The organism is Martelella sp. HB161492, from assembly GCF_013184775.1.
Taxonomy (GTDB): domain Bacteria; phylum Pseudomonadota; class Alphaproteobacteria; order Rhizobiales; family Rhizobiaceae; genus Martelella.
In genome coordinates this window covers 1-15,040 of the sequence record NZ_JAATVV010000008.1, presented here as the reverse complement: position 1 = coordinate 15,040, position 15,040 = coordinate 1, and the positions used below count along the sequence as shown (strand labels likewise).

Below are 15,040 nucleotides of genomic sequence, written 5' to 3'. Positions count from 1 at the left end.
AGCGACGATGGCTCAGACCCTTTCCTTTAACGGTCGCAGGCGCGTACGCAAGTTTTTCGGAAAAATTCCGGAAGTGGCGGAGATGCCGAACCTGATTGAGGTTCAGAAAGCGTCTTACGACCAGTTCCTCATGGTTGACGAACCCGTTGGCGGCCGCCCCGATGAGGGGCTTCAGGCCGTTTTCAAGTCCGTCTTCCCGATCACCGATTTTTCCGGCGCCTCGATGCTCGAATTCGTTTCCTACGAATTCGAAGCTCCGAAATTCGACGTTGACGAATGCCGTCAGCGCGACCTGACCTTTGCCGCGCCGCTGAAGGTCAAGCTGCGTCTGATCGTTTTCGATATTGACGAGGATACCGGCGCGAAGTCGATCAAGGACATCAAGGAGCAGTCGGTCTATATGGGCGACATGCCGCTGATGACCAACAATGCGACCTTCATCGTCAACGGTACCGAGCGCGTTATCGTCTCGCAGATGCACCGTTCGCCGGGCGTGTTCTTCGACCATGACAAGGGCAAGAGCCATTCGTCGGGCAAGCTGCTGTTTGCTGCACGCGTGATTCCCTACCGTGGCTCCTGGCTCGATATCGAGTTCGACGCCAAGGACATCGTCTATGCGCGTATCGACCGTCGCCGCAAGATCCCGGTCACATCTCTGCTGATGGCCCTCGGCATGGATACCGAAGAGATCCTCGACACCTTCTACGACAAGGCAACCTATGTCCGCGACGGCGAAGGCTGGCGCGTGCCGTTCTCGCCCGAGCGTCTGAAGGGCCAGAAGGTCATTAGTGCACTTGTTGACGCCGACAGTGGCGAAGTCATTGCCGACGCCGGCAAGAAGCTGACCCCGCGCATGCTGCGTCAGCTGAAGGACAAGGGCGTCAAGGCACTTCGCGTTTCCGACGAGGAGCTGTTCGGTGCCTATCTGGCGGAAGACATCGTCAATTTCGAAACCGGCGAGATCTATCTCGAAGCCGGTGAGGAACTGGACGAGAAGAACCTGGCCGGTATCATCGAGTCGGGCATTGACGAGCTGCAGATCCTCGGCATCGACCACGTCAATGTCGGTGCCTATATCCGCAACACCATGGTTGCCGACAAGAACGAGAACCGTCAGGACGCCCTGTTCGACATCTATCGTGTCATGCGTCCGGGTGAGCCGCCGACCATGGAATCGGCCGAGGCCATGTTCAACTCGCTGTTCTTCGACAGCGAGCGTTACGATCTCTCTGCTGTCGGTCGCGTGAAGATGAACATGCGTCTCGACCTAGACGCTGAAGATACCGTTCGCGTTCTGCGCAAGGACGATATTCTCGCTGTGGTCAAGACGCTGGTCGAGCTGCGTGACGGCAAGGGCGAGATCGACGATATCGACAACCTCGGCAACCGTCGTGTCCGTTCGGTCGGTGAGCTGATGGAGAACCAGTATCGTCTGGGTCTGCTGCGCATGGAGCGCGCCATCAAGGAGCGCATGTCGTCGATCGAGATCGACACGGTCATGCCGCAGGATCTGATCAACGCCAAGCCGGCTGCCGCTGCGGTTCGCGAATTCTTCGGTTCCTCGCAGCTGTCGCAGTTCATGGACCAGATCAACCCGCTGTCGGAAATCACCCACAAGCGTCGTCTTTCGGCACTTGGCCCGGGCGGTCTGACGCGCGAACGCGCCGGCTTCGAAGTCCGCGACGTGCATCCGACCCATTACGGCCGTATCTGCCCGATTGAGACGCCGGAAGGCCCGAATATCGGTCTGATCAACTCGCTGGCGACATTCGCACGCGTTAACAAGTATGGCTTCATCGAAAGCCCGTATCGCAAGATTTCCGACGATGGCATCGTTTCTGATGAAGTGATCTATCTGTCGGCGATGGAAGAGGCGAAGTACTACATCGCCCAGGCCAATGCGATGCTGGATGAGAAGGGCAGCTTCGTCGAGGAATTCGTCGTCTGCCGTCATGCCGGTGACGTGATGCTGGCACCGCGCGAAAACATCAACCTGATGGACGTCTCGCCGAAGCAGCTGGTTTCGGTCGCAGCAGCGCTCATCCCGTTCCTGGAAAACGACGACGCCAACCGCGCTCTGATGGGCTCGAACATGCAGCGTCAGGCCGTTCCGCTTCTGCGCGCCGAAGCGCCGTTTGTCGGAACCGGCATGGAGCCGATCGTTGCCCGTGACAGTGGTGCTGCCATTGCCGCCCGTCGTGGCGGTGTGGTCGACCAGATCGATGCAACGCGTATCGTTATCCGTGCCACGGAAGATCTCGATGCCTCGAAGTCGGGTGTTGATATCTACCGGCTGATGAAGTTCCAGCGTTCGAACCAGAACACCTGCGTCAACCAGCGTCCGCTGGTGCGCGTCGGCGACATCATCAACCGCGGCGACATCATCGCCGACGGCCCGTCGACGGATCTTGGTGACCTGGCACTCGGCCGCAACGCGCTCGTCGCCTTCATGCCGTGGAACGGTTACAACTACGAAGACTCGATCCTGCTTTCGGAGCGGATTGTCGCTGAAGACGTCTTCACCTCGATCCATCTGGAAGAATTCGAGGTCATGGCCCGCGATACCAAGCTGGGTCCGGAAGAAATCACCCGCGACATTCCGAATGTTTCGGAAGAAGCACTGAAGAACCTTGATGAAGCCGGTATCGTCTACATTGGTGCCGAAGTACATCCGGGCGATATCCTGGTCGGCAAGATCACGCCGAAGGGCGAAAGCCCGATGACGCCGGAAGAAAAGCTCCTCCGCGCCATCTTCGGTGAAAAGGCATCGGACGTTCGCGATACCTCGATGCGCATGCCGCCCGGAACCTTCGGTACGGTCGTAGAAGTGCGCGTGTTCAACCGTCACGGCGTCGAGAAGGACGAACGTGCCATGGCCATCGAGCGCGAGGAAATCGAGCGTCTTGCCAAGGACCGTGACGATGAACAGGCGATCCTGGACCGGAACGTCTATGCCCGTCTTCTCGAGATGCTGGATGGCCAGACCTCGATTGCAGGCCCCAAGGGCTTCAAGAAGGGCGTTGTCCTGACGGAAGAGGTGGTTCAGTCCTATCCGCGTTCGCAATGGTGGATGTTCGCCGTTGAGAGCGAGGAAATGCAGGGCGAAGTCGAAGCGCTTCGTGGCCAGTACGACGAATCCAAGGCGCGGCTTGAGCAGCGCTTCATGGACAAGGTCGAAAAGGTCCAGCGCGGCGATGAAATGCCTCCGGGCGTCATGAAGATGGTCAAGGTCTTCGTCGCTGTGAAGCGCAAGATCCAGCCGGGCGACAAGATGGCCGGCCGTCACGGCAACAAGGGTGTGGTTTCCCGCATCCTGCCGATCGAGGACATGCCGTTCCTCGAAGACGGTACCCATGTTGACGTGGTGCTGAACCCGCTCGGCGTGCCGAGCCGCATGAATGTCGGTCAGATTCTCGAAACCCATCTGGCCTGGGGTTGTGCGGGCATGGGCAAGCGCATTGGCGAGATGCTCGAAGAGTATCGCCAGACCAATGAGATCGCGCCGCTGAAGGAAACGCTGACCGAGGTCTATGCCTCTGAAGCACGCAGCGAAGTCGAGCATTTCGATGACGACCAGCTGGTCCTTCTGGCCGAAGAAGCCAAACGCGGCGTTTCGATCGCCACGCCGGTCTTCGACGGTGCCCATGAAGGCGATGTTTCGGAAATGCTGAGCCGTGCAGGCTATGATCCTTCGGGACAGTCGGTGCTCTATGACGGGCGTACAGGCGAGCCTTTCGACCGCAAGGTCACCGTGGGCTACATGTACATGATCAAGCTCAACCACCTGGTTGATGACAAGATCCATGCCCGTTCGATCGGTCCTTACTCGCTCGTCACCCAGCAGCCGCTCGGTGGTAAGGCGCAGTTCGGCGGTCAGCGCTTCGGCGAAATGGAGGTCTGGGCTCTGGAAGCTTATGGCGCTGCCTACACGCTGCAGGAAATGCTGACGGTCAAGTCGGATGACGTGGCCGGTCGTACCAAGGTCTATGAGGCGATCGTCCGTGGCGATGATACGTTTGAAGCCGGTATTCCGGAAAGCTTCAACGTTCTGGTCAAGGAAATGCGTTCGCTGGGTCTTTCGGTCGAACTGGAAAATCAGGCCGGCGAGCCTGAAGCCGAAGAGACCGTGCTGCCCGACGCAGCCGAATAAGATTGAAAAGCGGCGCGCCTCCTGCCTGAAGGGGGCGCGGCCGGTTTCCCGATTTCAAGTGTCGGGAAACGCTTTCGCCGCATTTTGCGGCTATACCCGTTTTTACAAGGCATGCTGTGTCGGCCGGGAAGCGACAGAGTGTGCCCCCAAGGGCTCAACCGCCCATTCAAGGAGACAGGCATGAACCAAGAGGTCATGAATCTTTTCAATCCGCAGGCGCCGGCGCAGGTCTTTGATTCTATCCGGATCTCGATTGCCAGCCCTGAAAAGATCCTTTCCTGGTCCTATGGCGAAATCAAGAAGCCGGAAACGATCAACTATCGTACGTTCAAGCCGGAACGCGACGGCCTGTTCTGCGCCCGTATCTTCGGGCCGATCAAGGATTACGAATGCCTGTGCGGCAAGTACAAGCGCATGAAGTACAAGGGCATTATCTGCGAAAAGTGCGGCGTTGAAGTGACGCTGTCGCGCGTTCGCCGCGAGCGCATGGGCCATATCGAGCTCGCCGCGCCCGTTGCCCATATCTGGTTCCTGAAGTCGCTGCCGAGCCGCATTTCGACGCTGCTCGACATGACGCTGAAGGATGTCGAGCGCGTTCTCTATTTTGAAAACTACATCGTCACCGAGCCGGGCCTGACCTCGCTGAAGGAGAACCAGCTGCTCTCCGAAGAAGAGTACATGCTGGCGATCGATGAATTCGGTGAAGACCAGTTCTCGGCCAATATCGGTGCTGAAGCCATTTATGAAATGCTGGCCAGCATGGATCTGGAAAAGATCGCCGGTGACCTGCGCGCCGAGCTGGCTGATACCACGTCTGATCTGAAGCAGAAGAAGCTGATGAAGCGGCTGAAGATCGTCGAGAACTTCATTGAATCGGGCAACCGCCCGGAATGGATGATCATGAAGGTCGTTCCGGTGATCCCGCCGGATCTGCGTCCGCTGGTGCCGCTCGATGGCGGCCGTTTCGCGACGTCTGACCTCAATGATCTCTATCGCCGCGTGATCAACCGTAACAACCGTCTGAAGCGCCTGATCGAACTGCGCGCGCCGGGCATCATCATCCGTAACGAAAAGCGCATGCTGCAGGAATCTGTCGATGCGCTGTTCGACAATGGCCGCCGCGGCCGCGTCATCACCGGTGCCAACAAGCGCCCGCTGAAGTCGCTGTCCGACATGCTCAAGGGCAAGCAGGGCCGCTTCCGTCAGAACCTGCTCGGCAAGCGCGTCGACTATTCCGGCCGTTCGGTCATCGTGACCGGTCCGGAGCTGAAGCTGCACCAGTGCGGCCTGCCGAAGAAGATGGCGCTCGAGCTGTTCAAGCCGTTCATCTATGCCCGTCTTGATGCCAAGGGTTATTCCTCGACCGTCAAGCAGGCCAAGAAGCTGGTTGAAAAGGAACGGCCGGAAGTCTGGGATATTCTCGATGAGGTCATCCGCGAGCATCCGGTTCTTCTGAACCGTGCGCCGACGCTGCACCGTCTGGGCATCCAGGCCTTTGAACCGACGCTGGTTGAAGGCAAGGCCATTCAGCTGCATCCGCTCGTCTGCACCGCCTTCAACGCTGACTTCGACGGCGACCAGATGGCTGTTCACGTGCCGCTGTCGCTTGAAGCTCAGCTCGAAGCCCGCGTCTTGATGATGTCGACCAACAACATCCTGCATCCGGCCAATGGTCAGCCGATCATCGTGCCGTCGCAGGACATGGTTCTCGGCCTCTATTACCTCTCGATCCTGAACCAGAACGAGCCGGGCGAAGGCATGGTCTTTGCCGATATGGGCGAGCTGCATCACGCTCTGGAAAACAAGGTCGTGACGCTGCACACCAAGATCAAGGGCCGTTTCCGTACCGTTGATGAAAACGGCGAGATGGTTTCGAAGATCTATGAGACCACGCCTGGCCGCATGATCATCGGCGAGCTTCTGCCGAAGAACGTCAATGTGCCGTATGAAACCTGCAACCAGGAAATGACCAAGAAGAACATCTCCAAGATGATCGACACGGTCTATCGTCACTGCGGTCAGAAAGAGACGGTTATCTTCTGCGACCGCATCATGTCGCTCGGCTTTGCCCAGGCCTGTAAGGCCGGCATTTCGTTCGGCAAGGACGACATGGTCATTCCGGATGCCAAGCACAAGATCGTTGCCGATACCGAAGCCTTGGTGAAGGAATACGAACAGCAGTACAATGACGGTCTGATCACGCAGGGCGAAAAGTACAACAAGGTCGTCGACGCCTGGGGCAAGGCAACCGAAAAGGTCACCGAAGAGATGATGGCCCGTATTAAGGCTGTCGAATTCGATGAAGAGACCGGTCGTCAGAAGCCGATGAACTCGATTTACATGATGTCTCACTCCGGTGCGCGTGGTTCGGTGAACCAGATGCGTCAGCTGGGTGGCATGCGCGGCCTGATGGCCAAGCCGTCGGGTGAAATCATCGAGACGCCGATCATCTCGAACTTCAAGGAAGGCCTGACCGTGAACGAGTACTTCAACTCGTCGCACGGTGCCCGTAAGGGTCTTGCCGATACCGCTCTGAAGACGGCGAACTCGGGTTACCTGACCCGCCGTCTGGTTGACGTTGCCCAGGATTGCATCGTCAACACCAATGACTGCGGCACGGACAAGGGCCTGACCATGACGGCCATCGTCGATGCCGGTCAGATCGTTGCGTCGATCGGCCAGCGTGTCCTCGGCCGCGCTGCTCTGGTCGACATCGAAGATCCGAACACGGGCGAGCTGATCGTTGAAGCCGGCCGTCAGATCAACGAAGCCGACGTCATCAAGATCGAAGCTTCGGGCATCCAGTCGGTGCAGATCCGTTCGGCGCTGACCTGCGAAGTCCAGACCGGCGTCTGCCAGGTCTGCTACGGTCGCGACCTTGCACGCGGTACGCCGGTCAATATCGGTGAAGCTGTCGGCGTTATTGCCGCACAGTCGATCGGTGAGCCCGGTACCCAGCTGACCATGCGTACCTTCCACCTTGGCGGTACGGCGAACGTGGTTGACCAGTCCTTCCTGGAATCCTCCTATGAGGGCACGGTCAAGATCAAGAACCGCAACGTGCTGCGTAACTCCGAGGGCGTTCTCGTCGCCATGGGCCGCAACATGGCGGTTCAGATCCTCGACCAGCGCGGTCAGGAGCGCTCGTCGCAGCGTGTTGCCTATGGTTCGAAGCTGTTCGTTGATGACGGCGATGCGGTCAAGCGCGGTCAGCGTCTGGCGGAATGGGACCCCTATACCCGTCCGATGATGACTGAAGTTGCCGGTATCGTTGCCTTTGAAGATCTGGTTGAAGGTCTTTCGGTGACTGAAACGACGGATGAGGCCACCGGCTTCACCAAGCGTTCGGTTATCGACTGGCGCTCGACGCCGCGTGGTGCGGATCTGAAGCCTGCGATCGTGATCAAGAACGACAAGGGTGAAGTGGTGAAGCTGCCGCGTGGTGGTGAAGCCCGGATGATGCTCTCGGTTGACGCCATCCTTTCGGTCGAGCCCGGCCAGAAGGTCAGCCAGGGTGACGTGCTTGCGCGTTCGCCGCTGGAAAGCGCCAAGACCAAGGACATCACCGGTGGTCTGCCGCGCGTTGCCGAACTGTTCGAAGCCCGCCGTCCGAAGGACCACGCGATCATCGCCGAAATCGACGGTACGATCCGCTTTGGCCGTGACTACAAGAACAAGCGTCGCATCCAGATCGAGGCTGCGGAAGATGGTGTCGAAAGTGTCGAATACCTGATTCCGAAGTCGAAGCCGTTCCATCTTCAGGATGGCGACTACATCGAAAAGGGTGATTACATTCTCGACGGCAACCCCGCTCCGCACGACATTCTTGCGATCAAGGGTGTCGAGGCGCTGGCCTCCTATCTCGTCAACGAGATCCAGGAAGTCTATCGTCTGCAGGGCGTTGTGATCAACGACAAGCACATCGAGGTGATTGTTCGCCAGATGCTGCAGAAGGTTGAGATCACGGTTTCGGGCGATAGCGGCTATATCACCGGCGATGTTGTTGATGTCATCGAACTCGAAGACATGAATGATGCGCTGATCGAAGAGGGCAAGCGCCCGGCCGAAGGCAATCCGGTGCTGCTCGGCATCACCAAGGCCTCGCTGCAGACGCCGTCCTTCTTCTCGGCGGCGTCCTTCCAGGAAACCACCAAGGTGCTGACCGAAGCGGCAATCGCCGGCAAGGTCGACACGCTGCAGGGCCTGAAGGAAAACATCATCGTCGGCCGTCTGATCCCGGCCGGTACGGGTCGCGCCATGGCGCAGATCCGCCGTATCGCCACGTCGCGTGATGACCTCATCCTCGAAGAGCGTCGCAAGACCAGCGGTGCGGATGAAGCCACGCCGATGCTCTCGGCGATGAACCCGGAAAGCGAGCCGACGCCGGGCGAATAAGCCTGACGTCCAGTCTGCGATATCGAGAGCCCGGCGGAGCGATCCGCCGGGCTTTTTGCATCTGCGGTCGGGCGACGCTGCGGCTCCAGGGACATCAGGGAAGTCGATTTTACTATAAGGCCGCCCTAAAATAATCAGACAGGCAGGAGATACGGCAACGGAGCGCTCGGGATGGCAAGCAGAGATATGGGACACGGATTGATCACGCCGGCGCTTTTGCGCAACGCGATGAAGGCCTATGGCGGCCTTCTGGCGCGCTCACTCGGGCGTGCCGGCTATGATGATCTGCCAAAGGGCGGTGCGCTCGTGATCGCCGGTGTGGCCTCGCGTGAGCGCATTCCACTGCGCGAGCTCATTCAGGAGCTCGGTCTGTCAAAGCAGTCGGCCGGCCAGCTGGTGGATGCGCTCGTGGCACGCGGCTATCTGAACCGGGTGACCGATGAGCGCGATCGCCGGCGGCTCAACGTCACATTGACCGAACGCGGCCGTCAGGCGGCGGAGGTCTATCACCGGGTGGTAAAGAAGACCGAAGCGGAATTCGCGGCCCGGTTTGGAAGCAGTGAATATGGGATAGCGCTGCAGCTGCTGAAGGCATTCGCCGATCTGGGTGGCGGATTTGGCCGGGAACGTGCGGCAGTGCCGACATTCGCCCTATCGCGCCGGGAGGGGTGCAACCTCTGAAGCATTGGACCGCTATCCGGCCCCTTTGAGGCGTCTGCGATATTCCATCGATGCGATCGGCCCATAAATCCGCTGCGTTTTCGGGCCAAAGCGCAAACAAGGTCAGCCGTGATGGCAGCATCGTGCCACCGGCTCAAAAAGACTATTCGCCGGAAATCTTGATGATGGCAACTTCGCCTTCGAGCGCAGTCTCATAGGCTGAAGCATGCGGCTCTTCGTCAGGGATCTCGGTGATCAGTCCGATCTGATCGAGGTCGGCTTCGGCATAGCCTTCGGCGGCCAGCGCGTTGAGCGTGTTGCGTACGGCGCTGTCTTCGTCGGGGGCGGCAATCAGGACATGGACTTCAGCATCGCCGTTCCATTCGTGATAGACCTTGCCGGTGATGATGAACACCATGCGTTCACCGTCGCGTGTATATCCTGGAATGGCGATCATGATCGCTCCTTACTGCTTGGTGGGTTTTCGGTTGCACTTGCCTGTGTTGCACACTTCATGTATCTACACAGCCGCCGCAATGCCAACAGGATGTGTCTGACATGGATTCCAATCTCTAAGCAATGAAAGTTTTTTCTGCTTTGGGGATGAATCATGCCAAATTCCGTGATCCTGTCGGATCTGTCCTACCGGACAGATGACGGACGTTTTCTGTTTCAGAACATCAATTGCAATTTCGGTAGCGAGCTTTGCGGTCTCATCGGCCGCAATGGTATCGGCAAGACGACCCTGCTTGCACTGATTTCCGGTCAGCTGTCACCGGCATCGGGCTATATCACCGCGCCGGACCGTATCGGCATTCTCAATCATTCATTTGCCATTGCTGCCGGCGATTGCCTGTCCGATCTCTTCGGGATCCGCGACATGCTGGATCGCATCAGCGACGCCGAAGCCGGACGGGCGGATGCGGCGGCGCTGTCGCGCTGTGACTGGTCGGCTCCGGCGCGCGCGGCAGCGGCACTGGAGCGTGTCGGCCTGGCACGGCCGATTGACACCGCGCTTGCTTGCCTTTCCGGCGGGCAGGTCGCCCGTGCGCGGCTTGCAGCGCTTGATTTCGCCGATCCCGATTTTCTGCTGCTCGATGAGCCAAGCAACAGTCTCGACCGCGAGGGCAGGGCGGCGCTTGTCCTGTTTCTGAGGACCTGGCGAAAAGGGGCGGTTGTCGTCAGCCATGATCGCGATCTGCTTGAAGAGATGGATGTCATCGTTGCGATGGGCAGCCAGGGGCTGAAGCGCTATGGCGGCAACTATTCCGCCTATGAAGAGGCGAAAGCGGCTGAGGTACTCGTCGCCGAGCGGGCGCTGACCGATGCGCTGAGCCTGGAACGGAAGGTCGCCGCTACGGCGCGCAAACGCAGTGAAGGCAAGGCGCGGCGTGATGCCAGAGGGCGGCGCAAGGCGGCCCGCGGCGATCAGCCGAAAATCGTCGCGAGTGGGTTCAAGCGCAAGGCAGAAGCCTCGGCTGGCCGGATGACCGTGCTGAACGCTCGTCAGGCGGCGATGGCTGATGAAGCGCTGAAGGCGGCCAAGGCGGGCTTTGAGGTGCTGGAACCCTTCACCGTCCAGCTGCCACCGAGCGGTCTGGTCGCAGACCGTCGGGTGATCCGGGTCAACGATCTGTCCGGCGGCTATGGCGAACATATCCTGTTTGCAGGTCTGACCTTCGCGCTGACCGGGCCGCGGCGCATGGCCATTCTCGGGCAAAATGGAGCCGGCAAATCGACACTGCTCGCTATTCTGACCGGCAGGCTGACGCCTCTGGCGGGAGAGGCCCGGATCCTCGTGCCCTATGCCGTCCTGGACCAGCAGGTGTCGCTGCTCGATGACGGGATCAGCCTGTTGGCCAACTATCGGCGGCTCAATGCCAGTGAAGGGGACAATGACGGACGGTCCGCGCTTGCCCGCTTCCGCTTCAGGGCCGATGCAGCCTTGCGGCCCGCAGGAGAGCTGAGCGGCGGTGAGCGCATGCGGGCAGGGCTTGCCTGCCTGCTGGGCGGAAAGACGCCACCGCCCTTGCTCATCCTTGATGAACCGACCAACCACCTGGATCTCGAGTCGGTTGCGATTCTCGAAGCCGGACTTGCGGCCTATGACGGAGCGATTCTCCTCGTGAGTCACGACAGCCGTTTTTGTCGTGCCGCAGGAATCGACTGTGAGGTCAATCTCACGTAAAAAGGCCGGAAAGGACGACAGGATCGTGCCTGAGACCGGGATTTGTCGGGCGATTATTACCCGGTTTCACTAAAACGCGCGTTTGGGTTTCGTCAGGTGGCCCGAAACCAACTATTTCGAGCCGTTCCCCTTGACTGATCGGGGTTAACACAGTATGTCCCACGCCATCGAACCCATGTGAGGCTTGGCCGTTCGGGATGACTCGTCCCGGAGTTCACCTCAGACTAGGTTCCAATACAGCACGTTGAAGATCAAATGCTGCACGCATGACGCGGCAAGGCGACCGTGTCCTCTGCTTTTGGGGTCCATCTGCTATTGGCGGGTCGGGCCACGTTTGTGCGCATATAAAAGCTGAATGTGCTCTTTATCGCCGGAGACGGCATTAGGTTGTGCCCGAAAGGGCGATGAGAGACGTAATTCTAAAGGGATGGTTGTATGCCTACCGTAAACCAGCTGATCCGCAAGCCGCGCCAGGCGCAGGTAAAGCGCAATAAGGTTCCTGCCCTGCAGGAAAACCCCCAGAAGCGTGGCGTTTGCACCCGCGTTTATACGACGACACCGAAGAAGCCGAACTCGGCTCTGCGTAAGGTCGCCAAGATCCGCCTGACCAATGGCTTTGAAGTCATCGGCTACATTCCTGGTGAAGGTCACAACCTTCAGGAACACTCGGTCGTCATGATCCGCGGCGGCCGCGTAAAGGACTTGCCTGGTGTTCGCTACCACATCATCCGTGGTGTGCTCGATACTCAGGGTGTCAAGAATCGTAAGCAGCGCCGTTCGAAGTACGGTGCGAAGCGTCCGAAGTAATTCGGTTTTCGTTTTTATGGCGCTGCGCGAGGTTCTCCGCGTGATGAAGTGCCGCAACTGTTGAGAGACAAAACATGTCACGACGCCACAGTGCAGAAAAGCGTGAGATCAACCCGGACCCCAAGTTCGGTGATCTGGTCGTCACCAAGTTCATGAATGCCGTCATGCTGCACGGAAAGAAGTCGGTCGCCGAGACGATCGTCTACGGTGCCTTTGATGCGGTTGAAGGCAAGATGAAGCAGAGCCCGATCGATGTATTCCATCAGGCTCTCGACAACATTGCCCCGCATGTTGAGGTTCGTTCGCGCCGCGTTGGTGGTGCAACCTACCAGGTTCCGGTCGATGTCCGTCCCGAGCGCCGTCAGGCCCTGGCAATCCGCTGGCTGATCGCCGCTGCGCGCAAGCGCAACGAGACAACCATGGTTGAGCGCCTTTCGGGCGAGCTCATGGATGCTGCGAACAACCGTGGCGCTGCCGTCAAGAAGCGTGAAGACACGCACAAGATGGCCGACGCCAACCGCGCGTTCTCCCACTACCGTTGGTAATCAACCGTTCGATATTTCGAAAGGCAGTCCTCAATGGCTCGCGAATATAAAATCGAAGACTACCGCAATTTCGGTATCATGGCGCACATCGACGCCGGCAAGACGACGACGACCGAGCGTATTCTTTACTACACCGGCAAGTCGCACAAGATCGGCGAAGTTCATGACGGCGCAGCCACGATGGACTGGATGGAGCAGGAGCAGGAGCGTGGCATCACGATCACCTCTGCTGCGACCACCACGTTCTGGAAGGGCCGCGACGGCAAGATGCGCCGTTTCAACATCATCGACACCCCCGGCCACGTTGACTTCACCATTGAAGTCGAGCGTTCGCTGCGCGTGCTCGACGGTGCTGTTGCCCTGCTCGACGCCAATGCCGGTGTTGAGCCGCAGACGGAAACCGTCTGGCGTCAGGCTGACAAGTACAACGTTCCGCGGATGATCTTCTGCAACAAGATGGACAAGATCGGCGCCGATTTCTATCGCTCTGTTTCGATGATCAAGTCCCGTCTTGGTGCGACCCCGGTTGTCGTTCAGCTGCCGATCGGCGCTGAAAACGATTTTGCCGGCGTGATCGATCTGATCGAGATGAAGGCTCTCGTCTGGGACGGCGAGCACCTGGGTGCTGAATGGGATGTCACCGACATTCCGGCTGACATGCAGGACAAGGCTGAAGAGTGGCGCGAAAAGATGATCGAAACGATCGTCGAGCAGGACGAAGCCGCCATGGAAGCCTATCTCGAAGGCGAAATGCCCGACAACGACCAGATCCGCGCTCTGATCCGCAAGGGCACGATCGCTGTTGACTTCTTCCCGATGTTCTGCGGCTCTGCCTTCAAGAACAAGGGCGTTCAGCCGCTGCTGGACGGTGTTGTCGACTATCTGCCGTCGCCTGTCGACATTCCTTCGATCAAGGGTATCGATGTGAAGACCGAGAAGGACATCGAGCGTCACGCCGATGATGCCGAGCCGCTCTCCATGCTCGCCTTCAAGATCATGAACGACCCCTTCGTCGGTTCGCTGACCTTCTGCCGCATCTATTCGGGCAAGCTCGAAAAGGGCTCGTCGGTCATGAACACGGTCAAGGAAAAGCGTGAACGCGTCGGCCGCATGCTGCAGATGCACTCCAACAGCCGTGAAGACATCGAAGAAGCCTTTGCTGGCGACATCGTTGCTCTGGCCGGTCTGAAGGAAACCACCACTGGTGACACGCTCTGCGATCCGCTGAAGCCTGTTATTCTTGAGCGCATGGAATTCCCGGAACCTGTTATCCGGATCGCCATCGAGCCCAAGACCAAGGCTGACCAGGAAAAGATGGGCCTCGCGCTGAACCGTCTTGCTGCTGAAGATCCTTCCTTCCGTGTTGCCACGGATGAGGAAAGCGGCCAGACCATCATCGCTGGCATGGGCGAGCTGCATCTGGACATCCTTGTTGACCGCATGAAGCGCGAATTCAAGGTTGAGGCCAATGTCGGCGCGCCGCAGGTTGCCTACCGCGAGACCATTACCCAGGCGCACGAAGAAGACTACACCCACAAGAAGCAGTCGGGTGGTTCGGGTCAGTTCGCCCGCGTCAAGATCATTTTCGAACCCAATCCGGATGGCGAAGAATTCGTCTTCGAATCCAAGATCGTTGGTGGTTCTGTTCCGAAGGAATACATCCCCGGCGTTCAGAAGGGTATCGAAAGCGTTCTGTCTTCCGGTCCGCTGGCTGGCTTCCCGATGCTGGGCATCAAGGCCACGCTCGTTGATGGTGCTTACCACGATGTTGACTCGTCGGTTCTCGCCTTCGAAATCGCCTCGCGCGCCTGCTTCCGTGAAGCTGCCCGCAAGGCTGGTGCACAGCTCCTCGAGCCGATCATGAAGGTCGAGGTTGTGACGCCGGAAGATTACGTCGGTGACGTGATCGGCGATCTGAACTCTCGCCGTGGTCAGATCCAGGGTCAGGAATCGCGCGGCAATGCCGCCGTTATCGACGCTCTGGTTCCGCTGGCGAACATGTTCAAGTATGTCGATAACCTGCGTTCGATGTCGCAGGGTCGCGCACAGTATTCGATGGTCTTCGACCACAATGCTCCGGTCCCGTCCAACGTGGCCCAGGAAATTCAGGCGAAGTATTCCGGTCAGAAGTGACCGGGATACACCCGTAACGACAAGTAGAGACTAACCCCGTCACGGGGTCTGAAAGATAAGGAGCCAAGCATGGCAAAGAGTAAATTTGAGCGCACGAAGCCGCACGTCAACATCGGTACGATCGGTCACGTTGACCATGGCAAGACGTCGCTGACGGCTGCA

At 58.8% G+C, this 15,040-nt stretch carries 9 protein-coding genes; 8 read left to right on the top strand and 1 reads right to left on the bottom strand.

Going from position 1 to position 15,040, the window contains the following annotated elements; translation table 11 throughout:
• Positions 1–7 precede the first annotated feature (7 nt).
• The 3 genes from rpoB to HCK86_RS14260 all read left to right on the top strand — a co-directional run bounded on the left by rpoB (position 8) and on the right by HCK86_RS14260 (position 9,226).
• Positions 8–4,150, top strand: coding sequence for a DNA-directed RNA polymerase subunit beta (rpoB, locus tag HCK86_RS14270; protein ID WP_176085155.1), 4,143 nt, complete (start codon positions 8–10; stop codon positions 4,148–4,150).
• A gap of 180 nt (positions 4,151–4,330) precedes the next feature.
• Positions 4,331–8,545: a DNA-directed RNA polymerase subunit beta' gene (gene rpoC / locus HCK86_RS14265; RefSeq protein WP_176085154.1), complete on the top strand. Its 4,215-nt coding sequence runs from the start codon at positions 4,331–4,333 to the stop codon at positions 8,543–8,545.
• A gap of 171 nt (positions 8,546–8,716) precedes the next feature.
• Positions 8,717–9,226 (top strand): MarR family transcriptional regulator, encoded by a 510-nt coding sequence (locus tag HCK86_RS14260; RefSeq protein WP_176085153.1) that lies wholly within the window; start codon positions 8,717–8,719, stop codon positions 9,224–9,226.
• Between the two features lie 142 nt (positions 9,227–9,368).
• Here the strand turns inward: HCK86_RS14260 and HCK86_RS14255 are convergent, their stop codons facing one another.
• Positions 9,369–9,662 carry a transcriptional regulator gene (locus tag HCK86_RS14255; RefSeq protein ID WP_176085152.1) on the bottom strand — a complete coding sequence of 98 codons (294 nt, stop codon included), beginning with the start codon at positions 9,660–9,662 and terminating at the stop codon, positions 9,369–9,371.
• Positions 9,663–9,815: 153 nt separating this feature from the next.
• Between HCK86_RS14255 and HCK86_RS14250 the strand changes: the two genes are divergently transcribed.
• From HCK86_RS14250 to HCK86_RS14230, 5 genes are all read left to right on the top strand, one after another.
• The gene (locus tag HCK86_RS14250) at positions 9,816–11,393 is read left to right on the top strand and encodes an ATP-binding cassette domain-containing protein (RefSeq protein WP_176085151.1); all 1,578 of its coding nucleotides are present in this window, start codon (positions 9,816–9,818) and stop codon (positions 11,391–11,393) included.
• A gap of 435 nt (positions 11,394–11,828) precedes the next feature.
• Positions 11,829–12,200 carry a 30S ribosomal protein S12 gene (rpsL, locus tag HCK86_RS14245; RefSeq protein ID WP_003507760.1) on the top strand — a complete coding sequence of 124 codons (372 nt, stop codon included), beginning with the start codon at positions 11,829–11,831 and terminating at the stop codon, positions 12,198–12,200.
• A gap of 74 nt (positions 12,201–12,274) precedes the next feature.
• A complete protein-coding gene (gene rpsG, locus HCK86_RS14240) occupies positions 12,275–12,745 on the top strand; it encodes a 30S ribosomal protein S7 (RefSeq protein WP_141150485.1) in 471 nt (156 codons plus the stop codon).
• Between the two features lie 33 nt (positions 12,746–12,778).
• Positions 12,779–14,878, top strand: coding sequence for an elongation factor G (gene fusA, locus HCK86_RS14235; RefSeq protein ID WP_176085150.1), 2,100 nt, complete (start codon positions 12,779–12,781; stop codon positions 14,876–14,878).
• Between the two features lie 69 nt (positions 14,879–14,947).
• A partial coding sequence (locus tag HCK86_RS14230; protein ID WP_002972655.1) for a GTP-binding protein occupies positions 14,948–15,040 on the top strand: 93 nt, incomplete at its 3' end.

What these genes read in the sequence shown, in the direction of transcription:
- rpoB (WP_176085155.1), top strand. Translation starts at nt 8, where the DNA reads ATGGCTCAGACCCTTTCCTTTAACGGTCGCAGGCGCGTACGCAAGTTT.
- rpoC (WP_176085154.1), top strand. Translation starts at nt 4,331, where the DNA reads ATGAACCAAGAGGTCATGAATCTTTTCAATCCGCAGGCGCCGGCGCAG.
- HCK86_RS14260 (WP_176085153.1), top strand. Translation starts at nt 8,717, where the DNA reads ATGGCAAGCAGAGATATGGGACACGGATTGATCACGCCGGCGCTTTTG.
- HCK86_RS14255 (WP_176085152.1), bottom strand. Translation starts at nt 9,662, where the DNA reads ATGATCGCCATTCCAGGATATACACGCGACGGTGAACGCATGGTGTTC.
- HCK86_RS14250 (WP_176085151.1), top strand. Translation starts at nt 9,816, where the DNA reads ATGCCAAATTCCGTGATCCTGTCGGATCTGTCCTACCGGACAGATGAC.
- rpsL (WP_003507760.1), top strand. Translation starts at nt 11,829, where the DNA reads ATGCCTACCGTAAACCAGCTGATCCGCAAGCCGCGCCAGGCGCAGGTA.
- rpsG (WP_141150485.1), top strand. Translation starts at nt 12,275, where the DNA reads ATGTCACGACGCCACAGTGCAGAAAAGCGTGAGATCAACCCGGACCCC.
- fusA (WP_176085150.1), top strand. Translation starts at nt 12,779, where the DNA reads ATGGCTCGCGAATATAAAATCGAAGACTACCGCAATTTCGGTATCATG.